The 25,732-nt window shown below is 76.1% G+C and carries 18 protein-coding genes; 10 read left to right on the forward strand and 8 right to left on the reverse strand.

Features of this window, described 5'->3' with window-relative positions; translation table 11 throughout:
• Window positions 1-381 precede the first annotated feature (381 nt).
• Together OO47_RS13580 and OO47_RS13585 are read left to right on the forward strand one after the other, a co-directional pair.
• Complete coding sequence (locus tag OO47_RS13580) at window positions 382-3,468, forward strand: ATP-binding protein (RefSeq protein WP_234323162.1); 3,087 nt, start codon at window positions 382-384, stop codon at window positions 3,466-3,468.
• A gap of 373 nt (window positions 3,469-3,841) precedes the next feature.
• A complete protein-coding gene (locus tag OO47_RS13585) occupies window positions 3,842-5,854 on the forward strand; it encodes a hypothetical protein (RefSeq protein ID WP_033209116.1) in 2,013 nt (670 codons plus the stop codon).
• Window positions 5,855-5,879: 25 nt separating this feature from the next.
• Here OO47_RS13585 and OO47_RS13590 read toward each other — a convergent pair whose 3' ends face one another.
• The 6 genes from OO47_RS13590 to OO47_RS13615 form a co-directional block, all read right to left on the reverse strand.
• Window positions 5,880-7,091, reverse strand: coding sequence for a cation:proton antiporter (locus OO47_RS13590; RefSeq protein WP_033209043.1), 1,212 nt, complete (start codon window positions 7,089-7,091; stop codon window positions 5,880-5,882).
• A 140-nt stretch (window positions 7,092-7,231) separates the two neighbouring features.
• Window positions 7,232-8,065 (reverse strand): class II glutamine amidotransferase, encoded by an 834-nt coding sequence (locus tag OO47_RS13595; RefSeq protein WP_030213309.1) that lies wholly within the window; start codon window positions 8,063-8,065, stop codon window positions 7,232-7,234.
• A 199-nt stretch (window positions 8,066-8,264) separates the two neighbouring features.
• The gene (locus tag OO47_RS13600) at window positions 8,265-9,527 is read right to left on the reverse strand and encodes a DUF2254 family protein (RefSeq protein WP_051715968.1); all 1,263 of its coding nucleotides are present in this window, start codon (window positions 9,525-9,527) and stop codon (window positions 8,265-8,267) included.
• 23 nt (window positions 9,528-9,550) lie between these two features.
• Entirely contained in the window at window positions 9,551-9,859 is a 309-nt protein-coding gene (locus OO47_RS13605; protein WP_030213316.1) for an SHOCT domain-containing protein, read from the reverse strand.
• A gap of 37 nt (window positions 9,860-9,896) precedes the next feature.
• Window positions 9,897-10,355 (reverse strand): DUF6325 family protein, encoded by a 459-nt coding sequence (locus OO47_RS13610; protein ID WP_234323163.1) that lies wholly within the window; start codon window positions 10,353-10,355, stop codon window positions 9,897-9,899.
• Between the two features lie 152 nt (window positions 10,356-10,507).
• Window positions 10,508-11,995: a long-chain-fatty-acid--CoA ligase gene (locus tag OO47_RS13615; protein ID WP_030213322.1), complete on the reverse strand. Its 1,488-nt coding sequence runs from the start codon at window positions 11,993-11,995 to the stop codon at window positions 10,508-10,510.
• A gap of 145 nt (window positions 11,996-12,140) precedes the next feature.
• Here OO47_RS13615 and OO47_RS13620 point away from each other — a divergent pair, with 145 nt between their 5' ends.
• A complete protein-coding gene (locus OO47_RS13620; protein ID WP_234323164.1) occupies window positions 12,141-13,334 on the forward strand; it encodes a PucR family transcriptional regulator in 1,194 nt (397 codons plus the stop codon).
• A gap of 70 nt (window positions 13,335-13,404) precedes the next feature.
• Here the strand turns inward: OO47_RS13620 and OO47_RS13625 are convergent, their stop codons facing one another.
• Window positions 13,405-14,619: a PucR family transcriptional regulator gene (locus OO47_RS13625; protein WP_030213329.1), complete on the reverse strand. Its 1,215-nt coding sequence runs from the start codon at window positions 14,617-14,619 to the stop codon at window positions 13,405-13,407.
• Complete coding sequence (locus tag OO47_RS37235) at window positions 14,616-14,768, reverse strand: hypothetical protein (protein WP_167345333.1); 153 nt, start codon at window positions 14,766-14,768, stop codon at window positions 14,616-14,618. Before OO47_RS37235 ends, OO47_RS13625 begins: the two co-directional genes overlap by 4 nt.
• 180 nt (window positions 14,769-14,948) lie before the next feature.
• Between OO47_RS37235 and OO47_RS13630 the strand changes: the two genes are divergently transcribed.
• The 7 genes from OO47_RS13630 to OO47_RS13660 all read left to right on the forward strand — a co-directional run bounded on the left by OO47_RS13630 (window position 14,949) and on the right by OO47_RS13660 (window position 25,731).
• Entirely contained in the window at window positions 14,949-15,902 is a 954-nt protein-coding gene (locus OO47_RS13630) for a DUF3068 domain-containing protein (protein WP_030213333.1), read from the forward strand.
• A 293-nt stretch (window positions 15,903-16,195) separates the two neighbouring features.
• Window positions 16,196-17,398 (forward strand): glycosyltransferase family 4 protein, encoded by a 1,203-nt coding sequence (locus tag OO47_RS13635; RefSeq protein WP_030213338.1) that lies wholly within the window; start codon window positions 16,196-16,198, stop codon window positions 17,396-17,398.
• Window positions 17,395-18,114 carry a class I SAM-dependent methyltransferase gene (locus tag OO47_RS13640; protein ID WP_030213340.1) on the forward strand — a complete coding sequence of 240 codons (720 nt, stop codon included), beginning with the start codon at window positions 17,395-17,397 and terminating at the stop codon, window positions 18,112-18,114. Before OO47_RS13635 ends, OO47_RS13640 begins: the two co-directional genes overlap by 4 nt.
• Complete coding sequence (locus OO47_RS13645; RefSeq protein WP_199812301.1) at window positions 18,111-22,367, forward strand: alpha-(1->3)-arabinofuranosyltransferase domain-containing protein; 4,257 nt, start codon at window positions 18,111-18,113, stop codon at window positions 22,365-22,367. The genes OO47_RS13640 and OO47_RS13645 overlap by 4 nt, the downstream gene beginning before the upstream one ends.
• Before the next feature lie 61 nt (window positions 22,368-22,428).
• Window positions 22,429-23,736 (forward strand): condensation protein, encoded by a 1,308-nt coding sequence (locus tag OO47_RS13650; protein WP_030213345.1) that lies wholly within the window; start codon window positions 22,429-22,431, stop codon window positions 23,734-23,736.
• A gap of 113 nt (window positions 23,737-23,849) precedes the next feature.
• A complete protein-coding gene (locus OO47_RS13655) occupies window positions 23,850-24,683 on the forward strand; it encodes a class I SAM-dependent methyltransferase (RefSeq protein ID WP_078489639.1) in 834 nt (277 codons plus the stop codon).
• Window positions 24,684-24,687: 4 nt separating this feature from the next.
• Window positions 24,688-25,731 carry a Trm112 family protein gene (locus OO47_RS13660; RefSeq protein WP_234323165.1) on the forward strand — a complete coding sequence of 348 codons (1,044 nt, stop codon included), beginning with the start codon at window positions 24,688-24,690 and terminating at the stop codon, window positions 25,729-25,731.
• Window position 25,732 lies beyond the last annotated feature (1 nt).

A 25,732-nucleotide genomic window follows, 5' to 3' on the forward strand; every position in this document is an offset into this window, starting at 1 on the left:
ATGAGCCGGACGTGGCGAACGTGCGGGCGCCTTCGGGTGTCGGCGCCCACGGCGGTGGGGCGTGGGACGGTGCGTCGTACGGATTCGGCTCCGCACGGCGCGGGTCCGGCCGCGCTCCGCACCCCACCGGTTGGGGGCCGCGGTGTGCGGGACGGCGTCGCCGGACCGCCCAGAGCTTCGTCCGGCCGGGAGGAACGCAGCAATCCGTAGCGCTACCCAAAGAGTGGGAGCGGCGGCCGTCGCGGACCGCCCGCATTCCCTAGGTGGTGGACCCCTATTGCGACCTCGGCCGTCCGGAGGGTAGACCACCTGCTCGACGGGCGGGGCCGACCCCGGTCGTACGGGGGCCTTCCGGATGCGTGGTCGGTGAGAGGCGGAGCCGTGGAGAGACGTTCCTTCGGTACGGGGCCCTGCGGGGAGGCGGCCGCCGCGGCGGGCGGGTGCGCCGAACGGGCCTCCACCGGGCGGGCCTCCACCGGGCGGATCTTCGTCGGGCGGGCCGAGGAGGCGCGGCGGCTGGGGGAAGCGCTGCGGGAGGGGCCGGGCCTCACCGTCGTACGGGGGGAGGCGGGGACGGGGACGTCCCGGCTGGTGGACGAGGTGCTCGGCCGGGCGGAGTTCGCGGAGTGGACGCAGCTGCGCGGAACGTGCCCCGACGCGGCGGACGCGGTGCCGCTCGGGCCCGTCGCCGACGCGCTGGCCGGACTGCCGTGCCGGCCCGGGCTCCCCGGCCGGGCGCTGCCCGCGGTGACCGGGGCCGTCGGCCTCCTCGTACCGGAACTGGCCGGCCGGCTGCCGGACCCGCCCGCCGCGGCGGCCGATCCCGAGGTGCGGCGCGGGCTGCTGCCGCGGGCGATCGGGGCGCTCCTCGCGGCCGTCGGGGACGCCGTCCTGGTCGTGGAGGACGTCCACCGCGCGGACCCCGCGACCCTCGCCCTGCTCCGGCGCCTGACGGGCGCGATGCCGGCCGGGCTGCGGCTCGTGGTCACCGAGGACGCCGCGGCCGGGCCGCCGGCCCTCGGCGTCCGCGTCCCGGAGGGGGTACGGGTCGAGGAGATCGAGGTACGGCCCTGGACGCCCGGGGAGACGGGCGAGTTCGTCCGGCGATGGCTCGACGCGCACCGGCCGGAGCGGACGGACGAACAGGAGGAACTCGCCGCCCTCGTGCACGAACTGACCGGCGGACTGCCCGGCACCGCCGGGGAACTGCTGCGGAGTGCCGGTGAACTCCTGCGGGAGGACGGCCCCCACCGGAGGACCGACGACGGACCGCCGGGTCCCCGCCCGGACCGGGGCGACCGCGCGGCGGGGCGCCGGGCGGACGGGGGCGACCGGGGTGCGGAGGCGTGGGTGGGAGTCGGTGGGCCGGTGTGCGCCGCCGTGGGTGAGGTCGGGGTGCCCGTGAGGGTGCGGCGGGAGCTGGCCCGGCGGTGCGCGCCGCTCGACGAGGACGCGCGGCGGGTCGTCGAGGCTGCGGCCGTCCTCGGCCTCGCGGTGCCCGTCGACGTGCTCGCCGAGGTCGCGGACCTCGCGCCCGAGCGGGCCGAGGAGGCCGTGGACGCGTGCGTACGCCGGTCCGTGCTGCGGGCCGCCGGCCCGTACCCCGTCTTCCGGCACCCGCTGGACCGCCGGGCCGCGCTCGCCTTCCTCTCCGGGCCGCGGCTCGCCCGGCTGAGCCTGCGCGCCGCCCGCGCGCTGCGCCGGAACGGCGGAGGGCCGCCGCCGCTGGCCGACCTCGCCCGGCTGTACGCGGCGGCCGGACGGGTGCGCGAGGCCCTGCGCTGCCTCGTCGCGGCCGCCGACCGCGCGGCCGCCGCCGGCGACTACGCCACCGCCACCGGCCTCTACACCCGGGCCGTCGCCGAGGACCCGCGCGCGGAGGGCCGGATCCGTACCGCCGCGAAGCTGGCCCGCACCGCGCAACTGGCCCGCGCGGGCGAGCCGGTGGTGGCCGCCGTGCGGCGGGTCCTCGACGAGGACGACCCGCCGCCCCGGCTGCGCGGCGAGATCCGGCTGCACCTGAGCGTCGTCCTGCGCAACCAGAGCGGAGGGGCGCTCGACAGCCTCAACGAGGTCGCCCGCGCCGTCCCCGACCTGGAGGCCTCCGACCCGCAGACCGCCGCCCGCGCCATGGCGGTCGCCGCCATCCCCTCCATCAAGGGCTGGCCGGTCGAGCGCCACCGGGAGTGGCTGGAGCGCGGCGAGGCGCTCGACGGCCGGGTCGCCGACCCGGTCGCCCGGGCCGCCGTCGCCGCCAACCGCGCCACCGCCCTGATGCTGCTCGGCGACCCGCGGGCCTGGACCGCCGCCGAGGCGCTGCGCGGCCCGGCCGGGTCCGCGATGGAGGCCGCGCACCACGCCCGGGGCTGGACCAATCTGGCGCACGCTTCCAGCGCCCTCGGATACGGCGCGCGGGCCCGGGAGTTCCTGGGCCGGGCCACCGACGGGCTCGCCGACACCACCAGCCCCTACCTGGAGGGGCTGGTCCAGACCGCCCGGCTCGTGCTCGCCTGGCACGAGGGCCGCTGGCAGGGCCTGTACGAGGCCGCCGACCGCACCGCCCGGCTCTACCGGGAGATACCCGACCTGACCTCGGAGGCCACGCTGGTGCGCGGGTTGACCGCGCTGCACGTGCTCGGCGACGTCCCCCGGGCCCGCCACGACCTGGCGGAGGCCGCCCGTACCACCCGTTACGACACCGGTCTCATCCTCACCGCGTCCGCCGCCGCCACGGCCCGCGTCCATCTGGAGGCCGGGCGGCCCGGGCAGGCGTGCGAGGCCGTGGAGGAGGTGCTGCACCGCCTCGACCTGACCGGTGGCTGGGTGTGGGCCGGGGAGGTGCTGCCCGTCGCCGTGGAGGCCCTGCACGGCAGTGGGCAGACCGCGCGGGCCCGCCGGCTCGTCGCCGACTTCGCGGCGGGGATCGAGGGCGGCGACGCGCCCGCCGCGCGGGCCGCCCTGACCGTGTGCCGGGCGCTGCTCGCCGAGGCCGGGGAGCGGCCGGAGGAGGCCGTCGGGCTGCTGGCGGACGCGGAGGAGCGGTGGCGGCTGCTCGGCCGTCCCTTCGACGCGGCCCGGGCGGCGGAGGCCCGGGGCCGCTGCCTCCTCGGTCTGCGCGGGGAGGCGGCGGCCGACGAGGTCCGGGAGGTGGTGGAGGCCTATCGGCGCCTCGACGCCCGCTGGGACGTGGCCCGCTGCCGGCGGCTGCTGCGCCGCCACGACATCGTCACCACCCACCGCCGCGGCCGGCTCGGCTACGGCGACCGGCTGTCCCCGCGCGAGCAGGAGGTGGCGCGGCTGGTCGCGCAGGGGCGCGCCAACCGGGACATCGCCGAGAGCCTGGTGCTCTCCACCCGGACCGTGGAGCACCACGTGGCGCGCATCATGCGGAAGCTGAACGCCGCGTCCAGGGCCGACATCGCCCCGGCGGGGTGGGGGGACGGCGGGGCGCAGGCGCGCCGGCGGTAGCCGGGCGGGAGGCCTCCGGCGGTCCGCCCGGAAGGGGTGTCGGACCCCTGTGGCAGGGTGGGCCGCGGGCGGGGGAACCGTCCTCGACGGACCCGGAGAACGCAGGGAGCAGCACGTGGACGACCCCGGCACCAGCACGGACGGCACCGGCCCGGACGGGGTCGGTACGAACGGGGTCGGTACGAACGGGGTCGGTACGAACGGGGCCCGCCCGGACGGCACCGGCGCGGACGGCATCGGCACGAACGGGGCCGGCACGAACGGCGCCGGCCCGGACGGCACCGGCACGAATGGGATCGGCCCAGGCGGCGCCGGCCCGGACGGCGCCGGTGCGGAAGGTCGCCGCGCGGCGCGGAGCCGATCGGACCTCGCCGTGGTCACGGCCTGGTGGCGGGGGCTCGGCGGCGGCGGGTTCCTCGCGCTCCCGCCGCCGACCCGGGGCCGCTACACCCAGTCCGACGGCCACGAGGACGCCGCCGAACTCGCCGCGGTGCGGGGCCTTCCGGTCCCGTTCTCCTTCGCGTACTGGCACTGGCAGTCCCACCGGCGGGCCTTCGACCGCTCCGGCGCCCTGACGGGCGAGCTGCTGCTGCACTGGGGCGGCGACCACGCCGCCGTCGCCGCCGTGCTCGGCGAGGGGCCCGCCGGATTCCGGATCACCGACAACGGACCGGGAGGCGCCTTCGGCCTGGACCGGGTCACAGGCCGGGACGAGGCGGGGCTGCCCGACCCGGCGGACCCCGACGGCGTACGCCAGTTCCTCGACGCGCTCGACGAGCCGGTGGACCGCTCCGCCGTCTCCTTCGCGTACCGGCCGCTGTCCCCCGTCGAGGCCGCGTGGCTCCACGAGCGGCTGCGCGGTCCCCTGGTCCTCTCCGCCGCGACCCGGTTCGCGGTCTCGCTGGAGCGGCGGGACGGGCTCGCGCCCGACGAGACGGAGCGGCTGCTGCGCGCCTGGCGGAAGGAGTACGAGGGACGGCCGGCGGAGTGGGGCGCCTGGAAGGAGCTGCTCCACGCCCTGCTGCGCCACGGCTTCGAGGAGGCGTGGGAGGTCGTCGCCGAACTCGGGACCCGGACCGCCCCCGTGCTGCGCCGGGTGCCGTCCGAGCGGGGTCTGGCCGTCGTGCGGGAGATCGCGCTCGCCGGCGACCGGAGCGCGGTCCACGCCTGGCTGTCGCTGCACCGCGCGCTCCGCGAGCCCGACGCGGTACGGGCCGCGGCCGCCCTCGCGGCCGAACTGGAGGCGCACGGCGCACCGGAGGAGTCGCTGCGCGGCCTCCACGAGGCGCTGGTCGGGGCCGTCACGGCCGACCGGCGCCGGGAGACGGGGGCGGACCACCGGGCCGGGCTGTCCTGGTCCGCCCTGACGGCGGTCCGCCTCAGCACCGACGAGCGGCTGCCGCGCGCCCTGCGCGTCCTCGCCGCGGACGCGGCCCGCGACCGGGTGGAGCTCGTACGGGAGGAGGCGCTCCGGCCCGGCGGCGGCGCGTTCGCCTGCACCGGCGCCGGCGCCGACGACGTGCTGGCCGCCGTGGACCGCTACGAGGCCGCCCGGGACGGGCTCCTGTCCGGCACCGGGCCCGATCTCACCGCCTACGAGGGCGTGCTGGGCGACGTGTGGCACCGGTACCGGACGCTCACCGACGCCGACGCGGGCTGGCTGCGGGAGCGGGTGGCCGACCCGGGGACCGGTCTGCAGGGGCTCGGGTTCTGCCTGGAACTCCTCCTGGCCCACGGCCTGGCCGGGGAGTCCGAGGTCGGGGCGCTGCTGCCGCGCCGGATGAAGGACCTCACCAAGAAGTACCGGACCACGTACACCGAGTGGCGCCACCCGCTGGTCACCCTGACCTGTCTCGCCCTCGACCTGGGGCATCCGGCGGCGGGGAAGCTGGTCTCCTGGTGGAACGGGGCCCGGCCGCTCTGGAAGGACGAACTGCGGCTCCTCACCCACCTCGGCGCCCCCGACGAGGCGAAGGCCGCCGAGCTGTGGGACTTCGTCACCTCGTCCGCCCACGACGTGGGTCAGCTGATGACCTGGGTCCTGGTCCGGGCCCGCCTCGACGGGGAGCATCCGCTGCTCGTGGCCGACCGGCTGATCGGCGTCCCCGGAATCCCCCCGCACAAGCTCCAGCAGGTGCTGGTCGGCGTGGCCGACCCCGCGCAGCCGCTGTGGCACTACTCCGTCGACGGCCGCAGCCGGAGCTGGTGGCAGCGCGCCCTGGAGGTCGCCGAGCACCCCGGCCTCTCCCCCGAGGCCCGCGCGATCGGCCTGCGGACCGCCCGCGCGCACTCCCTGGTCCGCCGCCCGGACCAGGTGAGGCCCGCACCGACCGGGGCCGAGCGGACGGCCGCCCTGGCCTGGATCGACCGGCACGCCGACGACTGAGGCGCGCCGCTCCCGGGCCGACCGGTCACCACGCCTCGGTGTCCGTCGAGGTGCGTTCCGCGGGCCTCGCGCCACCGGGCGTCCTCAGCCGTGCCGCCACGAGGGGCAGGAGGAGCACGGAGAGCATCGCCGCGCCGATCAGCGCGGCCGCCTTCTCCGCGTCGAGGAGTTCCTGGTCCACCCCGATGGTGGTGATCGCGACGACGAGCGGCAGGCACGTGGCGGTGTGGAGGGCCAGCGCCGACCGGTCGGCGCGGCCGAGGTCGCGGGGCGCCAGGAAGTACACGGGCAGCCCCCGCACGACGAGGAACAGCAGCAGGAACAGCGGGACGAGCGCCGACGTCCCGGGGTTTCCCAGGAGTTCGTCCAACTGGAACTCGATGCCGGTGACCACGAAGAACAGGGGCACGAGGAAGCCGAACCCGATGGCCTCCACCTTGCCGAGGATCTCGGCACCGCTCTCCGGTGCCGCGCCGTCGAGCACGAGCCGGGTGAGCACGCCCGCCGCGAAGGCCCCGAGCAGCACGTCGAGGCCGAACGCCTGCGACAGGCCCAGCATCGCCGCGAGCAGCAGCACGACGAAGCGGACGGCGAACTGCCCGCTGCTGTGCAGCGTCCTGGTCATCAGGCGCGGGAGCCACGCGGGCGGCGGGCGCATCGCCAGGACCACCGCCCCGGCGGTGATCGCCCCGAACGCCACGAGGAGGGCCGCGGACTCCGCCGGTCTGCGGCCGCTCAGGAGCAGCGCCATGGCGATCACGGGTCCGAACTCCCCCACCGCCCCGAACGCCATCGTCACGTCCCCGAAGCGACCCTTCAGTTCCCCCCTGTCCTTCAGCACGGGAAGGACGGTGCCCAGGGCGGTGCTGGTCAGCGCCGTGCCGACGACGAAGCCCGTGGAGACGTCCCCGCCGCTCAGCAGCAGCGCGAGGCCCAGTCCGGCGGCCAGGGAGATCAGCCACGCGCCCAGCGAGCGGCGCAGGAGGCCGCCGCGGACGTTCGCGAACTCGATCTCGTAGCCGGCGAGGAAGATGAGCATCGACAGGCCGAGTTGGGACAGGACGTCGATCACCTCGTCCGAGCGGGCCCATCCGAGGACGTCCGGTCCGATGACGATGCCCAGGACGATCTCGAAGATGACCAGGGGGACGCGGACCCGGCGGGCGAGGCCGTCCGCGAGCAGGGGTGCGAGGACCGCGGCGGACATGATCAGGAGGAGGGTGGTGGCGGAGGACACCTCCGGTGTCTAGCACGCGGTACGCGGATCGACGGTGAGGCCGCTCCGGGCCCACCCGTTCGGCCGGAGGGAGCGGACCGGGCGGGCCGGGCGGTCGTCCGGGTCCGGCGCCTCCTCCCCGGGACCGCCGCGCGGGCCGGTCACACGGCCGCCGGGGCGAAGGGGCGCATTTCGTCGCCCTCCGGCTGGACGACGCCGTAGCTGCCCTCCGGCACTTCGTTCCAGGCGCCGGGCAGGTCGCCGAGGGGCTCGGACACGATGAGGCGCGTCCCCTCGGAGGCGCCCTGCAGGAACGTGACGTCGGGGTGCAGTCTGCGCAGCGTCTCCACCCGGCTGCTGTAGAACAGGGACCGGGAGGCGCGCTCGCTGGAGTAGCGGAAGGCCCAGAGGCGTTCGCCGTCGCTGACGGCCAGCGTCATCTGGAGGGGGAACTCCACGCCGTGCTCACGGCCGACGCGCTCCACCGTCCCCGCCATCCGGGCGATCGCGGCGGGCGGGTCGCGGTCGAGGCCGAAGGTGAGGGCCAGGTAGAACATCACCTCGGAGTCCGTCGTCCCTTCGAGGTCCGCGTACAGGCCCGGGTCGACGAGCAGCGTGAGGGCGCGGCGCACGCGGTGGAACTCCGCGACGGCGCCGTTGTGCATGAACATCCAGCGGCCGTGCCGGAACGGGTGGCAGTTCGACTGCTGCACCGCCGTCCCGGTCGACGCCCGGATGTGGGCGAAGAACAGCGGCGAGCGGACGTGGTCGGCCAGTTCCCGCAGGTTGCGGTTGCTCCAGGCGGGACCGATCTCCCGGAAGAGCGCCGGGGAGTCGGTGCCTTCCGAGTACCAGCCGACGCCGAATCCGTCGCCGTTGGTGGTCTCCACGCCGAGCCTGGAGTGCAGGCTCTGGTCGATCAGGGAGTGCTCCGGCTTGTACAGGATGGTGTCGAGCAGAACGGGCGTGCCCGAGTACGCGAGCCATCGGCACATGCGTCATCACCTGGGTCCCTGCTGCGGTCGGGGAACGACGCCGGGAAGATCCCGTACGGCCTTCCCATTCTCGGCTCCCTCGTCCGGGAGCGCCACGCGTGCGCGCACCAAGGGCCCGTCAAGCCCGGTCACGGCCCCGTCCGGCCCGGTCGCGGCCCCGTCGAGCCCGGCCGGCCCCGTCCGTCCCGGCCCCCGTCCGTCATCCGGCCCCGTCCGTCCAGACGAGCGGGTACGCCTCGCCGCCGGTCCGCTCGACCCACCGGAGCCGGTCGAGCACGACGGCGCGCCGGTCGCCCGGGGCCCGCTCCGCCAGCGTGCGCAGGAGGTCGCGCGTTCTGCGCAGGGTCATCGGGGACCCGGCGGCGGCGAAGAGCACGTCGTCGACGGCGGTGCGGACGTAGCGGTCCCAGCCCGGGACCGGGACGCTCACCCGGGCCCGCCCGGTGGAGTCGTGGAACCGGCCGACGTCCAGGTCCCGGCCGGCGAGGCGGACCAGCAGGGCCTCCAGGTGGTCCAGGGCCTCCACCGCCGTGGCCGGGTCGTTCACCGCCGGGGACAGGGCGCGCAGGGCGATGTCGGCGAGGAGCCGGAAGGGCAGTTCGGGGTCCTGGTCGAAGGTGCGCTCGACACCCGTCGTCAGCGCTCCGAGGAGTACGGACGCGGGCACGCCGTCCCCGGTCACCCGGGCGACGACCGTGCCTTCCGACAGGGTCGTACCGGGGGCGACGCGGAGGGCGACCGCGGAGTCGCGTGCCCGGGCGGCGCCCAGGAGGGCGGGTACGTCGACGTTCTGCAGGACGGCCGGCGGCCCCGTCCAGCGCACGTCCGCGCCCGCGTCGGCCACCGGGGGCGGGGGGACTGCCCCGGTCGGGTCGTACGGGTCGGGGTACAGGGTGTCGTACAGGCGGCGGGCGCGGACGGTGATCGCGGTGAGCGAGTGTCCGAGCTGGATCGAGTCGAACGCCTTCATCTGGAGCGTGCGCATCAGGGCGAGCGCGACCAGGGTGAGGAGCACGGCCGCGGAGGGGACGAGGGTGGAGACGCTCTCCCGGGAGCCGATGGCCAGGCCCGAGGTGATGCAGAAGACGAACAGGCCGATGGTGAAGGCGAACGTCCGCCAGACGACCGGTTCGTCGCGGAACAGGCCGAGGCGCGGGGTGAAGGTGCTCGCGGAGAACTGCACGACCAGGAAGAGCACCGAGTAGATGACGCTCACCAGGCTGATCACGCCGAAGCCCAGGGTGAACAGCACGCTGACCACCCGGCCCGCGTCCACCCGCGGTCCTCCGGTGATCAGGGGCGCCGGCAGCCCCAGTCCCAGGCCGGCGACCGCGCACAGCAGCTGGGACAGGTCCCTGCGCACGGCGCGCGGGGGCCGCCGGATCCGTGTGGCCCGGCGGCGGCGCTTCCCGGGGCGGGCGGGGCCGCCCGGGCGGTCGGAGCCGTCGATGCGGTCGGGCATCCGGCCTCCTCCGGGCGTACGGTTCAGGATGCGAGGATGCGGCGCTTCTGCTCCTCGAACTCCTCCCCGGTGAGCACTCCCTGGTCCCTGAGCCGGCCGAGTTCGTGGAGCTGGGAGATCTTGGCGTCCATCGGTACGGCGGCCGGGGGCGGCGGCGCGTAGGGCTGCTCACGGGTCTGCTCGTGGGGCTGCTCGTGGGTCGGCCAGGAGGCGCGTGCCTCGTCCTGTTGCGCCCAGCGGCCGGCCTGGCGGCGCGAGACGCGGTTGGACACGGCGGTGGCCGTACCGGAGATGACCGCGGTGCGGGCGACGCCGCGCAGAAGTCCGGGCATGGCGGAGGTCCTTGTCGTCGGGTGGTGGCGGGGGCCGTCAGGAGGCGGCGGCTTCGGCGGCCTCCAGGGACGCGAGGAGGTCCTCCGGGGGGATCCTCCCGCCGGCGACCACGCGGGCGCCGTTGCGCCGCAGCGCCGTCGCCAGGGGCGCGGCCCAGAGGTTCTCGTAGACGACGACGCCCGCCGAACTGTCCGGTCGAAGGGCGGCGGCGGCCTCCCGCAGGTCGTCCTCGTCCAGGAGTCCGGAGGAGGCGCCGCCGAAGACGGCGAGGTCCAGTTCTCCGTCGCCGTCCAGGTCCGCGATCTCCAGGACGGTGACGGTGCCGTCCGCGTCCTTGCGGAGGAAGGCCAGGTCGAGGACGCGGATGATGTGGCGGTCGACCAGGTCGAGCAGGCGGGACAGTCCCTCCCCGGTCATGCGGTCGCCGGGGAACTCCAGGACCAGGTAGTCGACGGGCCCCATCTCGGAAACGTCGTCGACGTCGTCGGCACTCATGGCGGCTCCTCGTCGGGCGGTTTCCCGCCTCCGGCGGCCGGCGGCTTCTTCGTGCCGGCCGGTGGCGTGTCGTCCTCCATTCCAACACCGGGGGCCCGCGCACGCACCCGCGTGCCGCCGACCGTGGGCCGACGGCCTCGGGCGCGCGTCCCTCACTCCGCCGGCAGGACGATCTCCCTCTTGAGGATCTTGCCGCTCGGTCCCAGCGGCAGCGTGTCCGCGAGCCACACCCGGCGCGGGTACTTGTAGGCCGCCACCCGCTCCTTGACGTACTCCCGCAGCTCCTCGGGCGTGGCCCGCGCGGCGGGGCGGAGCACGACCGCGGCGGCGACCTCCTCGCCCAGCTCGGGGTGCGGGACGCCGACCACGGCGGCCAGGGCGACGGCGGGGTGCTCGTGCAGGACCTCCTCGATCTCGCGCGGGTAGACGTTGTAGCCGCCGCGGATGATCATGTCCTTCTTGCGGTCGACGACGTACAGGTAGCCGTCCTCGTCCGCGCGGGCCAGGTCGCCGGTGCGCAGCCAGCCGTCGGGCACGGCGGCCGCCGTCTCCTCGGGGCGGTTCCAGTAGCCCTTCATCACGTTGGGGCCCCGGACGGCCAGCTCGCCGATCGCGCCGGGGGCCACGTCCTGCCCCCTGTCGTCGAGGAGCCGCACCTCCACGTCCCGGATGGGGGTGCCGATGGAGCCGGCCTTGCGCGGGCGGCCGGGGTGGTTGAAGGTGACGACCGGGCTGGTCTCGGACATGCCGAAGCCCTCCAGGACCGGGCAGCCGAACCGCCGCTCGAAGCCGTGCAGGACCTCCACCGGCAGCGAGGCGCCGCCGGAGATGCACATCCGCAGGGTCGAGACGTCCGCCCCGGACGGGTGCTGGAGCAGCGCCGCGTACATGGTCGGGACGCCCTCGAAGACGGTGGCCCGCTCGCGGGCGACGGCGTCCAGGACGGCCCCCGGCTCGAACCGGGGGATCAGGACGAGGGAGGCGCCGCTGCGGACGGCCGCGCTCATGGTGCAGATCTGCCCGAAGATGTGGAACAGCGGCAGGCAGCCCACCACCACGTCCTCGGGCGTCATCCGCTGGATCTCGACGCCGTTGACCTCGGTGTTGTGCCGCAGGCCCGCGTGGGTGAGGACGGCGCCCTTGGGGCGGCCGGTGGTGCCGGAGGTGTACAGCAGGACGGCCATGTCCTCGCCGTCCGCGTCGGCGACGCCGGGCAGCGGCTCGTGCCCGGCAAGCGCCTCGGCGAACGCGGCGGGCTCGACGGCGGTGTGCCGGACCCCCGCGGCGGCGGCCCCCTTGGCGCCCTCGCCCGGCGTCTGGTGCCACTCGAAGAGCCGTACCGCCCCGGAGTCGGCGAGGTGGAACTCGGCCTCCCGGGTCTTCAGGAGCGGGTTCATCGGGACGACCACCGCTCCGGCGCGGAGGATTCCGTAGTACAGGACGACGAACTCGGGGACGTTGGGCAGCATCAGGGCGACCCGGTCGCCCTGCCGTACGCCCCCGGCCCTGAGGAGGGCGGCGGCGCGTGCGCTGCGGTCGTCCAGTTCCGCGTAGTCGATGACCCGCTCCCCCAGGCGCAGCGCGGGGCGCTCGGGATGCCGTCGCGCCGTCTCCTCGAGGAACCCTGCCAGATTGGCCATGACCCGCCTCCGTCACACGAAGCCATCAGATGTTTACATCGCGGACATCTTGTCTCCGTCCGCGCGCATGTCCTATGGCCCGGCCGACAGCGCTCGGGTCCCCGGATTGTCCCCGGCGACAAAACGGCGGGGTTAGGCTGCGGGCATGGACGTTTCGGGCGTGGCGGCGGCGCTCCACGCGAGGCTTCCCGAGCTGGCCGGGCGCATGGCGCTCCGCATCCGCTCGGAGGTCGACGCCTACGAGGACGAGTCGCTGGTCTCCCCGGACGCGGTGCGGCGCTCCTGCGCCGCCAACGCGGACTTCGTGCTGACGCACCTGCGCCGGAAGGACGCCCCGGACGCGGAGGCGGCCCGCGAGACCGGGCGCGCCAGGGCGGAGCAGGGCGTCCCGCTGGCCGACACCCTGCGCGCGTACCGCATCGGCTCGGAGCTCCTGTGGACGGAGATCCTCGCGGAGGCGCGCACGCGTCCCGAGGTCTCGGACGACCTCCTCGTGACGGAGTCCGCGGACTTCTGGGCACTGTTCGGCCTGTACGCGGAGGCGGTGGCGGTCGCCTACCGGGAGACGGCCGCCGAGCTGACCTCGCGGGGCCAGGCGCGGCGCTCCGCCCTGGCGGAGGCGCTGTTCACCGGCGTCATCACCGACCACACCCTGTGGGAGGCCGCGCGGGAGCTGGGGCTGCCCGAGCAGGGGCCGTACGCCGTCGCCGTCGCGGAGGCCGGCGCTCCGGGCGAGGAGCCCCTCGCGGGCGTGGAGGCGGCGCTGCTCCGGGCGGAACTGCCCTCGGCCTGGAGGCTGCTGCCGGACCGGCAGCTCGCCCTGATCGCGCTGCCCACCGCCACGGCGGAGGGCACCTGCCTCCGCGTCCTGCGGCGGAGCCGCGCCCGGGTGGGGTTCAGCCCCTGCTTCCCCTCGCTGCGGAGCGTTCCGCAGAACCTGCGCTTCGCCCGTCTGGCCCTGTCCGGGCTGCCGGGGACCGGTCCCGGCGTGGCCCGGTTCGACGACGACCCGCTGGCGATGGTCGTCGCCGCGGCGCCCGACGAGGCGGCCCGGCTGGTGGAGGTGACGCTCCGGCCGGTCCTCGACCTGCCGACCGCGGAGCGGTCCCGCCTGCTGCGCACCCTGGAGCACTGGTTCGCCTCGGGCGGCTCGGCCGACGCCGCGGCCCGGGGCCTCTTCGTCCACCCCAACACCGTCCGCTACCGCCTCCGGCGGATCGAGGACCTGACGGGCCGCTCCCTCTCCGACCCACGCGCGACGGCGGCCATCGGCGCGGCACTCCTGGCGGTCCGCGACCGGGGGGAGGGACCGGCGGGGCGACCGGCGGACACGGGCTGACGCGAGCCCGCCGGCCTCCCCGCACCCGGCGTTCCTCCCGCCGCCCCCTCCCCGCACCGGGCGCCCTCGTCTACTCCTGTTCGCCGGTGTCGGAGGGTTCGCCGCGCAGGCGGCGGGAGCGGAGGACCAGGAGGAGTTCGAAGCGGTGGTCGGGGTCGTCGAGCGCGTCGCCCCAGAGTTCGCGGATCTGCCGCAGGCGGTAGCGGGCCGTCTGGGGGTGCACGCCGAGGCGATGGGCGACCTCCGGTGCTCCGCCGGAGGTCTCGATCCAGGCGAGCAGCGTGTCGGCGAGGCGCCGCGCCTGGGCGGGGGCGACGCCGTTCAGGGGGGTCAGGCAGCGCGCGGCCGCCGCGTCGACGAGCTCCCGGGAGGGAAGCAGGAGCAGTTCCTCGACGCGGTCCGTGCAGTGGTGCAGCCCGTCGTGGGGCAGGAGGCCGTCCTCGACCAGCCGGACGGCGGTCTCCGCCCAGCGCAGGGACTCCACCGCCGCGGCGAGCGGCACCGTCGGCCCGATCGCCCCGGACCATCCGGCCGTGGCCCGGCGGACGTGGTCGGCGCGGCCGGCGACGTCCGGGTCCGGGACGACCACGCGGGGCTGCTCGCTCTCCATGTCGAGGAGGACGCCCCGGCCGAGCGCGGGGGCGACGGCCTCGCGCGCGGGCCGGATCAGGACGCCCACCGCGACGGTGGCCGGCAGCTCCCAGCCGATGCGGGCGGCGCGCTCCCCGAGGGCCTGGGCGGGGTCGGTGTGCCGGCCCGAAAGGAGCCGGTCGATCAGCCTCCGCTGCAGGCGCAGGCGCTCCCCCTCCTGCCGGGCCGCCGCCTCGGCGTAGCCGCGTACCGACTCCTCGACCAGGCCGTCCAGGTACTTGAAGCCGGCCTCGGCGAGTTCGTACATGGCGGGGGCGGCGATGTCCACCTGCTGGCCGACCTCGGCGAACCGCCGCCAGGCGAGCCGGACGCCGAGGCGGTAGACGGCCTGGAGCGAATCGTGGCTGCGTCCTTTCAGACCCTCCGCCCGGCCGAACTCCCGGAAGACCTCGTCGGGTACGCGCGGGTCGGCCTCCCCGGACAGGAGCTGCTGGACGAAGCCCTCGATGGCCCGCCGGATGCCGACGAGGGACTTCGGTTCGCCGGTCTCCTCCTTCGCGGGGCGCTGTCCGGGGAATTCGGAGCGGATCGCGCGGAGGATCTCCCCCGCCAGGTCCGCCGACTCGGACAGCACGATGGCCGCGAACCGGTCCACCTTCGATGGGGGCACGTCGCCCCAGACGAGTCGGGTCATCGGCTCGCCGGAGCCGTGTCATAGGTGACCAGCGGCACGTTCGGCTGCTCGGGCACGGCGTCGAGGACGGCGACGATCCCGAAGGCGGCGCCCACGGCGAGCACCGCGGCGATCACGACGGTTCCTGTTGCGGCGATCAGTCTGCTCATTGCGTCGGGTCAGCTCCTCGATCGGAGACGCCCCATCCCGGCCGGCCCCCACCGCCGACCGACAGTTTTGACAGCACATTGACATTCCGTCAAGTGCTGCCTAGCGTCTCCGGCCACAAGGGCTTGACCGGGTCCTGAGGTCCGTGCGTCTCCGTGCGAGTTGTCCCACAGGAGTCCCGGATGCGCCGTACCGCTTCACCACTGTCCCTGATCCTGCTCGGAGCGGGGGTGTTCCTGCTGGTCCTGGCCCCGTTGCTGGTGGCCCAGGTCCTGCCGCAGGCCAAGCGCACCCCGCTCGACGTCGACACGACGACCGTCTTCGAGGGCAGCGGCAGCTATTTCGACACCACGCGGCTCGAAACGCTGAACGACCGGCGGATCACCATCACGCGGCAGGTCCGCGGCGACGTCGCCGAGGGCGTGCGGAGCGGTAAGGCCGTGTGGGACGTGTCCACGTCGGTGGACACCGACGCCACGCTGCCCGCCACCGACACGCGCGACTCCCTCCAGTGGACCCTGGAGCGGTGGGTGACGGACCGGCGCACGAACGAGCCGGCGCACTGCTGCGGCGAGTCGCCCGTCTTCGACGGCGAGGCCTATCTGAAGTTCCCCTTCGACGTCGAGAAGCGCGACTACCGCTGGTGGGACGGCACGCTCGGCGCCGTCGTCCTGCTCCGCCACACGGGCCCCGGCACGGTGCAGGGGCACCGTGGCCTGCGCTTCACCGGCAGCGTCCCCGCCACCCGTACCGGCGTGCGCCAGGTGCCGGGCAGGCTGGTGGGCCTCCCGGACCGGCCGCAGGTGCTCGCCGAGGAGTGGTACGCCAACAGCGCGATCGAGCTGGTCGTGGACCGGCCCACCGGGCGGATCCTGTACGCGGCGACGGGCCCCCGGAAGACCCTGCGCGCCCCGGGGTCCGACAAGGACGCCGTGGTGCTGCTGTCCAGCGGGAGGATCGCGTTCACCGAGGCCACGCAGCGGCAGCAGGTGCGGCTCGCGTCGGCGGACGGCGGCCGGCTGAGGCTGCTCGGCGGCACCCTTCCGCTGGGGGCGGGGATCCTCGGCGGAGTACTCGCGCTGGTCGGCGGTCTCCTGGTGGCGCGGGGGCGAATTGTCCCGACTGCGCGCCCGTGACGCTCACTTGGCGATGCATTGGCCCGTCTGAGCGGCCCCCAACTTGTCATACCGGTGAGTAGCCTCGCGTCGATCACCTGCCGAAGACTGGCGTCCCCAACCAAGCACGACCCCACCCCGGTCTCCCCTGCCCCACCCTCACCCTCACCCTCCGCCTCGTCCTTCTTCGCCTCGCCTTCCTTCGCCTCGCCCTCCTTCGCCTCGTCCTTCTTCGCACCGCCCCGTCCCCCCGTCGCCCCACCCCGCCCTCCGTCCTCCTCCCTTTCTCCCCACCCGAACGAGTTGGAGCGCACATGCCCCAGCACGTCCCCGCCCCACGGCTCACGCCCGTTCCGCCACCGCTCCCCCAGCCCCTGGTCGGGCCCGTCCAGACGCGTCCCCGGCGGAGCGAACCGCCCCGGCGCATCGCCTTCCTCGCCCACCGGGGCCTGGGCAACCCCGCCGCGGGCGGCTCGGAAGTCCTCATCGACCGGATCGCCTCCGGGCTGACCGGGTTCGGCCACGACGTGACCCTGCTGTGCGGGGGCACCGCCGCACCGCGCTCCTACCGGGTCGTGTCCGCCGGGGGCCCGTTCGGGCACTTCGCCGGCGCCCGGTCCGCCTTCGCCCGGCACGTCGGGTCGTGCGACCTGCTCGTCGAGGTGTGCAACGGCATGCCCTACCTGGCGCCGCTGTGGCACGACGGCCCGACCGTGTGCCTGGTCAACCACGTGCACACCGACCTGTGGGGGATGCGCTTCCCCCGGCCCGTCGCCCGCGCGGGCCGGCTGCTCGAGCACTGGGCGCTCGCCCGGGCCCACCGGGGCAACCTCCTGGTCGCCGTGTCCCCCTCCACCGAGGAGGCGCTGCGCGCGATCGGGGTGCCGCCCGAGCGCATCCGCGTCGTGCACAACGGCGTCCACGAGCCCGCGCCGCGGACCCCGAGGTCGGCGACGCCGCTGTTCGTCGCCCTCGGCCGGCTCGTCGACTACAAGCGCATCGACCTCCTGCTGCGCCTGTGGGAACGGGTCCGCCCGGTGACCGGCGGCCGGCTCGTCGTCGTCGGCGACGGGCCGGAACGCGACCGCCTCGAACGACTGGCGGGCGCCGGCGTCGAGTTCACCGGACAGGTCTCCGAGGAGGAGAAGCACCGGCTGCTGTGCGAGGCCTGGCTGCTCCTGCACCCCGCCGCCGTCGAGGGCTGGGGACTCGTCGTGACCGAGGCGGGCGCGCGCGGCACGCCGACCCTCGGGTTCGACGTGCCCGGGCTGCGCGACTCCGTCCGGGACGGCGTCACCGGCGTCCTGGCGCGCGGGGAGTCCTCCTTCGCCGCCGCCTGGTGCACGCTGGCGCTCGACACCGCGCGCCGGGAGGACATGGGCGAGGCCGCGGCCCGGCACGCCGCCGCGTTCCGGTGGAGCAGTACCGTGCGCCGGTTCCGCGCCATCGCGTCGGAAGCGGTCGAACGCTCCCGGCCGCGGGGCCGGGGCGGGCCGGCGGAAGGCGCGCGCAGGTGAGGGACCCGTCGTTCCGCCGCTCGCTGGCGCTCTTCCGGGCCTTCCTGCGCGAGCAGGACGATCCGCACACCGCGTACGAACTCCTGGCGAGGGACGCCGCCGACCAGATCGAGCGCCACGTCCGGCTGGACGGCAGGATCGTCCTGGACGTCGGCGGCGGGCGCGGCTACTTCACGCGGGAGTTCCGCCGCCGGGGCGCCCACGGCTACCTGTTCGAGCCCGACCCCGCCGAACTGGCGCCCGACCGGAGGGCCGGGGCCGTCGTCGCGGACGGCTATCTGCTGCCGCTGGCCGACGGCGCGGCCGACGTCTGCTTCTCGTCCAACGTCCTGGAGCACGTGCGCGACCCCGCCACGTTCCTCAGCGAGTTGGTCCGGGTCACCCGCTCCGGCGGCCTGATCTACGTCTCGTTCACCAACTGGCTCTCGCCGTGGGGCGGCCACGAGTGGGCGCCCTGGCACTACCTGGGCGCCGAGCGGGCGCGGGCCCGCTACGAGCGGCGCACCGGCCGGACGGCCAAGCACCGGCTGGGCGAGAACCTGTTCGCGATCGGCGTCGGCCCCACCCTGCGCCACGTCAGGGAACGGGGCGACGTCGAGATCGTCTCCGCGCGCTCGCGCTACTGGCCGGTGTTCCCCGGGGCCGTCACCCGGGTGCCGGTGCTCCGCGAGTTCGCGACGTGGAACCTCCTCCTCCTACTTCGGCGGTGCCCATGACCACCACGCTCCACGCCCGTCCGCCGGCCCCGCCCGGCCCCGAGACCGGGACGGCGCCGTCGCCGCCGCCGAAGGCGTCCCGGCGCTGGCCGCTCGGCTTCTGGGCGGCGGTCCTCCTCGCCTTCCTGGCCGTCTCGCCGGGCCGGATGACGTTCGACACCAAGCTGGGCGTCGTCACCGACCCGTGGAAGTTCCTGAACGACCTGGGCCAGTTGTGGCACGACCGGGCCGGTTTCGGCGGCATCGCCGACCAGTACATCGGCTACGTGATCCCGATGCTGCCGTTCCACGCCGCCGCGGACCTGGCGCGGCTGCCGGTCTGGCTGGCCGAACGGCTCTGGCTCTCGATCGTGGTCACCACCGCGTTCTGGGGCGCCCTGCGGCTGGCCGAGCGGCTCGGCGTCGGCGCGCCCGCGCCTCGGCTCCTCGGCGCGGCCGTCTACGCGCTGTGGCCGACGTTCACCATCGTCGTCGGCTCCACCTCCGCCGCCGCCCTGCCCGGCGCGATGCTGCCGTGGGTGCTGCTGCCGCTCACCCGCCCGGAGACGAGTCCACGGCTGGCCGCGGCGCGCTCCGCGCTGCTGATCCCGCTGATGGGGGGGGTGAACGCCGCGTCCACGCTGGCGTCGCTGCTGCCCGTCGGCCTGTACCTGCTGTCCCGGCCCCCGGGGCGCCGCAAGCGGGCCCTGATCGCCTGGTGGACGCCGTGCGTGGTCCTCGCGACGGCCTGGTGGATCGTCCCGCTGCTGCTCCTGGGGGTGTACGGCGAGAACTTCATGCCGTACGTGGAGACGTCCCAGACGACCACGGCGACGATGTCGGCGACCGAGGTGCTGCGCGGCGCGGGGAACTGGGTGGGCTATCTGAACTTCGGCGAGCCGTGGCTGCCGGCCGGCTGGACCGTCGCCGCCTCCGCCCTCGTGGTGGCCTGCTCGGCGCTCGCCGCGGCGCTCGGTCTCGCGGGCCTCGCCCGCCGGGACCTGCCGGAGCGGCGCTGGCTGGTGCTGACCGTCACCGTCACCGCCCTGATCGCGCTCGCCGGGTACGGGGGCGCGTTCGGCGGCCCCTTCCACGCGACGGTGCAGGAGTGGCTGAACGGGCCGCTGGTGCCGTTCCGGAACGTCTACAAGTTCCAGACGGGCCTCGCCCTCGCGCTGGCCCTCGGCCTCGCGCACCTGGCCGCCTCGGGCCTCCCCCGCCCGCTGCCCGCCCGGGCCCGCCGGCTCGGGCCCGCCGTGGTCGCCGTCCTCGTCCTGCCCGGCCTCGCCTGGCCGTACCTCAACGGGACGATCCTGCAGCCGGGGGCGTTCCGGAAGCTGCCCTCGCACTGGGAGGCGACCGCCGACTGGCTGGCCGAGCACGCGCCCGAGGACCGCGCCCTCGTCGTCCCGGCGACCGCGCACGGCATCTACACGTGGGGCTCGCCGATCGACCAGCCCCTGGACGTCCTCGCGAAGTCCCCCTGGGCGCAGCGCGACTACGTGCCGTTCGGCACCCCCGGCAACCGGCGCGCCCTGGACGCCGTCGAGCAGGCCCTGGCGTCCGGCGGCGAGGTCCCCGGGCTCGCCGCGTACCTGGCCCGGGCGGGCCTGTACCACGTCGTCGTGCGCAACGACCTCGACCCGGACCAGCTCGGGCACGTGCCCACGGCGACGGTGAAGCGGACCCTGGAGGCCTCCGGATACCGCCGGGTCACCGGCTTCGGCCCGCTCCTGACCGACGGCCGCATCCCCGAGGGCACGCCCCTGCAGGTCGAGGGCCTCTACCCGCGCCAGCGCGCGGTCGAGATCTACGCGCCCCCGGCGGGCACGCCGCGGCCCGGACCGGCCCGGACGACGCCCGTGTCCGGCCTGGCGGTGGTCAGCGGCGGACCCGAGTCCCTGCTGCCCCTGTCGGCGTCGGGCGCCGTGACCGGCCGGCCGGTGGTCCTGGCCGGCGACGCCCATCCCGGCACGGACGCCCCCGCGCTCTACGCGGCCGGCGACGGACTGCGCCGCGCCGACACCCGGTTCGGCCTGGTGAACTCCGGCACGTCCCACACGTACGCCGTCGAGGAGCGCAACGCCGAGTCGGCGGTCCAGGACCCGGGGGCGGAGCCGCGCCAGATCCTGCCCGTCTCCGGCGACCGCCACCAGACCACCGCCGTCCTGCGGGGCGCGGAGTCGGTGACGGCCTCCTCGGTGGGCAACTGGCTCTTCCACCTCCCCCAGTACGACCCCGTCAACGCCTTCGACGGCAACCCGGACACCGCCTGGGCCGAGGGGTCCCCCGGCTCGCCCCGCGGCGAGTGGCTGCGGATCGCCTTCACCGGCCCGACCGCGATCCCCGGGTCCCTCGACCTCACCCCGCTGCCCAGCGGCGAGGTGCGCGCCGCGCCCACCGTGGTGCGGGTCGAGACCGACCGGGGCAGCCGGGTCAGCCCGCTCCGCCCCGACGGCGGCACCCAGCGGGTCGCCGCGCCGGAGGGGGAGGCGACCTGGCTGAAGGTGACGATCCTCGCGTCCCAGCAGGGCCGTCCGGGGCTGACCGGGGCCGGGTTCTCCGAGGTCTCCGTGCCCGGCGTGCAGGTCACCCGGATGCTGCGCCTGCCGACCGACGCGCCGAGCGGGACCACCGGACCGGCGGCGTACTCGCTCAACCGCGGCAGCGATCCCGGCGGCCTGTCCGTCGCGCCCGCCGAGGTGGGCCTGCACCGGGAGTTCACGGCGGTCGGCCCCGGCGACCACACCGTCCGGGCCACCGCCCTGCCCGTACCGGGCAAGGAGCTCGACGACCTGCTGTTCGAACTCACCGGCAGGCGGGACAAGATCGTGGTGGGCGCGGACTCGACCGCGCGGCTCGGCACGAACCTGAGCCCGCGCAACCTGACGGACGGCGACCTGACCACGGCGTGGGTCGCCGGCGACCGGCCCGTGCTCCGGCTGTCCTGGCCGGGGAAGACCTCCGTCGGCGAGATCGTCCTCGTCGCGTCCGGCGGGCTCGCGAGCCGGCCGGAGCAGATCCGGATCAGCTCCCCCGACGGCGCCGCGATCGCGTCGGTCGACGACAACGGGGTCGCGCGGTTCGCCCCCATGGTGACCGACCGGATGGACATCACGATCTCCCGCGTCGCGCCGCTGACCCTGCACAACCCGGTGGCGGACGCGCAGTTGCAGCTCCCGGTGGGCCTGAGCGAGCTGCACGTACCGGCGCTGGAGAAGTTCCGGGCGCCGCAGCCGGACCCGGCGAAGAGGTTCGCGCTGCCGTGCGGGAAGGGCCCGGTCCTGTCGGTCGACGGCCGTTTCCTGGAGACTCGGGCCGAGGGCCGGGTGCGGGACCTGACGGAGCGCCGCCCGATCGCCGTCTCGCTGTGCACCGAGGGCGGGCGGGTCCCCCTGGAGCGCGGCACCCACACCGTCGAGGCCGGTGACACCGGCCCCCTCGCGGTCACCCGCGTCGACCTGAAGGCCGGCGAGCCGCGGGCCGCCGCCACCGCCCCGCGGACCGTGGAGGCCGTGTCGGGCGGCGGCGACCGGCGCGTCCTGCGGGTGGGCGCCGGCGAGGCCGCGTACCTCCAGCTCCACGAGAACCACAACGCGGGCTGGAAGGCCGAGCTCGACGGGCGGGAGCTGCGGCCGCTGCGCGTCGACGGCTGGCAGCAGGCCTGGCTCGTCCCCGCCGGCGCGGGCGGCTCGGTGACGCTGGTGTACGAGCCCTCCCGCCTGTACGACACGGGGCTGGCCGTCGCCGGGGCGCTGCTCGTGCTGCTCGCCGGGCTCGCGTTCGTCGGGCGCCGGGGCCGCTCCGTACCGGTGGAGAGCGGGGCGGAGGCGGAACCGCCCGGGCCCGGCCTGCTGCTCGGCACGGTCGTGCCGACCCTGGTGGGCGTGGTGATCGCGGGGCCGCTCGCGCTGGTCGTGCCCGTGCTCGCCGTGGTCGCCCGGCTGCGTCCGGCCGTGCTCGGCCCCCTCGCCCTCGCGGCGATGACCGGGGCCGGGATCGCCGCCCTGACGGGCAGCGGGGAACCGACCGCCCTGGGCCGGGGGGCCTACGGCGCCACCGCCCAGGTCCTCGCCCTGGTCGCCCTGTTCGCGGCGCTCGTGACCGTACGGGGTGAGCGCACCGCCCGGACCGGCGCCCACCGGGTGGGAACGGCGCCCCGACCACCGTCCGGCGAGCGGGAGGAGCGGGAGGCCCCTGGACCCGCGGGCCGGGACGCCGGCGGCCCGTGGCCGCCCGGCCGGCCGGGGCGCCCCGGGGAAGGGGGGCGCTGATGGCCGCCGGACAGCGGGCTGAGGTCTTCGGACCGGCCCCGGACGGGGAGGGGGGACGCTGATGGCCACCGGACGGCGGACGGAGGTCTTCGGACCGACCCCGGACCGCGAACCGCCGCGCGTGCCGTTCGCGGTCGCGGACGAGATCGCCCGGCACTGCGCCGACGCGCGCGAGCCGAACACCGTGCACATCGAGATCCACCTGCCGGGCCGGGTCCGGCCGGAGCGTCTGCGCGAGGCGTTCGGCCGGGCGCTGTCCAGGCATCCGCGGGCGCTGATGCGGGAGCGCGGGCGGGGGCCGTTCGCCCGCCGCTACGAGTGGGAGCTGACGGACCGCCCCGGCACCGATGTGGTGCTCTTCCCGCCGAGCGCGCCCGGGGCCCTCGTCCGTGCCCGGGAGCGGGCCCTGGCCGAGCCCCCGTCGCTGCGGTCCGCGCCGCCGCTGCGCCTCGAAGTGGTCGAGGAGCCGGGGACCGACGGCTGCGTCCTGCTCCTCGCCGTGCACCACACGGCGCTCGACGGGCCCGCCTGTCTGCGGATCGTGGCGACCGCCGCGGAGATCTACAGCGGTTCCGCCGCGCCGCCGGTCGCCGCACCGGCCCGCCCGCCGGCCGGGAGCCCCGTCCCGCGGCCGGCGGGGTCGCGGGCGACGGTGGCGCGGGTCGCGCCGGGGAACCCCGGGGGCGCCCCCGGGAACGCGCTGCTGGTCACCGAACTGCCCGTGCCCCGGCGCGCCCCGGGCGCCCCGCACACCGTCAACGACCAGCTGATGGTGGCCACGGCGCTGACGGTCGCGGACTGGAACCGCCGGCAGGGGGCGCCCGAGCGGCCGCTGCGCATCACCATGCCCGTCGACGACCGGACCCGAGGGCCCGCGATGCCGATCGGCAACGGCACCCGGCTGGTGGACGTCGGCTTCGCGCCCGCCGAGCTGGGCCCCGGGACGGACGTCGGCGCCCTGCTGCGGCTCACGGCCGAGCGCACCCGCGCCCTCAAGGCGGTCGCGCGGCCGCCCCTGGGGCGCGGTGCCGCGCTGCTCGCCTCGCCGGTCCTCCCGGTCGCCGCCCGGGCGGCCCTGACGCGGGGCGTACGGCGCCTCGCGGCCCCGTGGATCTCGACCACGCTGCTCAGCAACCTCGGCCGGATCCCCTACCCGCTGGACTTCGGCGAGGCGGGCCGGGCCGGGGCGGTCTGGGTGTCGGCGCCGGCGGCGATGCCGCGCGGCCTGACGTTCACCACGGCGTCCACCGGCGGGCGGCTCCACCTGGTGCTGCGCTGGTCCCGGACCCTCCTGGGCGACGAGGACGGCCGCCTGCTGGGCCGGATGTTCGCCGACCGGCTCGCGACGACCGACACGGAGGCGCTGTGAACGGCCCGGACGTGGACACCGGTATCGGTACGGATACGGGTGAGGGCGCAGGTACGGGTGAGGGCGGAGGTACGAGTACGGGCGGGGGCACAAGTACGGACGCAGGTACGGGTATGGGCGCGAGTACGGGTACGGGCGCAGGTGCGAGTACGGGCACGAGTACAGGTACGGGCGCGGGCGCGGGTACGGCCTCAGGCACCGGCACCCTCGCCGGCACCGGCACCGGCACCGGCGCGGGCGGTCCCGCGGGGCTGCGGGACTTCTACGAGAACCCCGCCGTCCCCGTGGCCTCCGGCGACGCCCGGAGCCGGCGGCAGGCCCGGCTGCTGGCCGCCGCGCTCGACCGGCCCGGCGCGCTCGTCCTCGACGTCGGCTGCGGTGACGGCACCGCGGCCGCCGTCGCGGGGCCGATCCTCGCCGGGCACCGGATCGTGGGGGTCGACTGGTCCCACGACGCGCTGCGCCGCGCCCGGCCGCGGATGTCCCACGTCGTGCGCGGCGAAGTGGACGGCGGCGGGCTGCCGTTCACCGACGGGTGCGCGGACGCCGTGCTGTTCAGCGAGGTCATCGAGCACCTGGTCGACCCCGACCGGGCCATGGACGAGCTGCGGCGCGTCCTGCGCCCGGGCGGCCACCTGATGCTTTCCACCCCCAACCTCGCGGCCTGGTACAACCGCGCGCTGCTGCTGGCCGGCCGGCAGCCGGTGTTCTCGGAGGTGAGCCTCCGGGGCGTCCACGGGCGCCCCGGCACGGAAGTGGTGGGGCATCTGCGCCTGTTCACGGCGCGGGCGCTGCGCTCGTTCCTGCGGTCGGCCGGTTTCGAGGACGTGCGCGTCTCCGCCGCGCCGTTCCACGGCGTGCCGCGCGGGCTGCGCCTGATCGACCGGGCCGCGTGCGCGGTGCCCTCGGCGGCGTCCATCCTGCTCGCGCACGCCCGGCGGAGGTAGGCCCGTGTGGTGGGGCGTGGGCGCGGCGCTGGTCGCCAACCTCCTCTACAGCGTCGGCTTCGTCCTGGAGAAGCGGGCGCTGGGGGCGCTGCCCGCGCTCTCCGCCGGGCGGCCGGTGCGGGTGGTCGTCACGCTGGTGACCAGCCCGTCGTGGCTGGTCGGCGCGGTGGCGCTGGCCGCCGGGTTCGGCGCCCAGCTGGTCGTCTACCGGACGCTGCCGATCGCCGCGGCGCAGGGCATCTTCGTCTCCGGTCTCGTCCTGCTCCTGCTGCTCTCGTCCGCCGTCCTCGGCGAGCGGCCCACGGGCCGGGAGCGCCGCGCGCTCGGCGCGGTGCTCGTGGCGCTGCTCATGGTCGTGGCGTCGGTGCGCGAGGAGGACGAGGTCGTGGGCGGGGAGGCGCCCTGGGGCCTGGTCCTGCTGGTGTCCGTCCCCACGCTCGTGACGGGGGTGGCGCTCTACGCGCAGGTGGAGCGGCGGGCGCGCCGGCGCCACCGGGTGCCGACCAACGGCATCGGGTACGGCGTGGCCGTGGGGCTGCTGTACGGCGTCAGCTCGCTCGCGGTCAAAGGGGCGGCGGGCAGGCTCACGGGCGGCGGGGCGGGCGAGGTGGCGCGGGCCCTGCTCGGTTCGCCCTATCCGTACCTGCTGCTGTTCACCGCCGGCGCCGGGCTCGTCATGTCGCAGACCGCGCTCCAGCGGTGCCGCGCGTCCCTGCTCGTGCCGGTCTGCACGACGGTGACGGCCCTGTTCACGGCGGTGGCGGGGACGCCGGTCTTCGGGGAGCGGCTTCCGGAGGACCCGCTGCCGCTGTTCCTGCGCGTGGCGGGGACGGCGCTGGCCCTCTCGGTACTGCTCGCCATGCCCCGCCACGACGCCCCGCCCCCGGCGGGGCCTCTCACGCTCCCCGCCGGCCGGGACGTGCTCTATAACCCCCGGCTGCGCCTCAGCTACCCGATCGTGGACGGCATTCCGCAGCTCCTCCCCTCCTCCGGCCTGCGCGTCTCCGCCGAGGAGCACGAGCGGTACACGGGCGCGGCGGAGGCCTGAA

Origin of the sequence: Streptomyces bikiniensis, assembly GCF_000716625.1 — a bacterium.
In the GTDB taxonomy this organism is placed as follows: Bacteria; Actinomycetota; Actinomycetes; order Streptomycetales; family Streptomycetaceae; genus Streptomyces; species Streptomyces bikiniensis.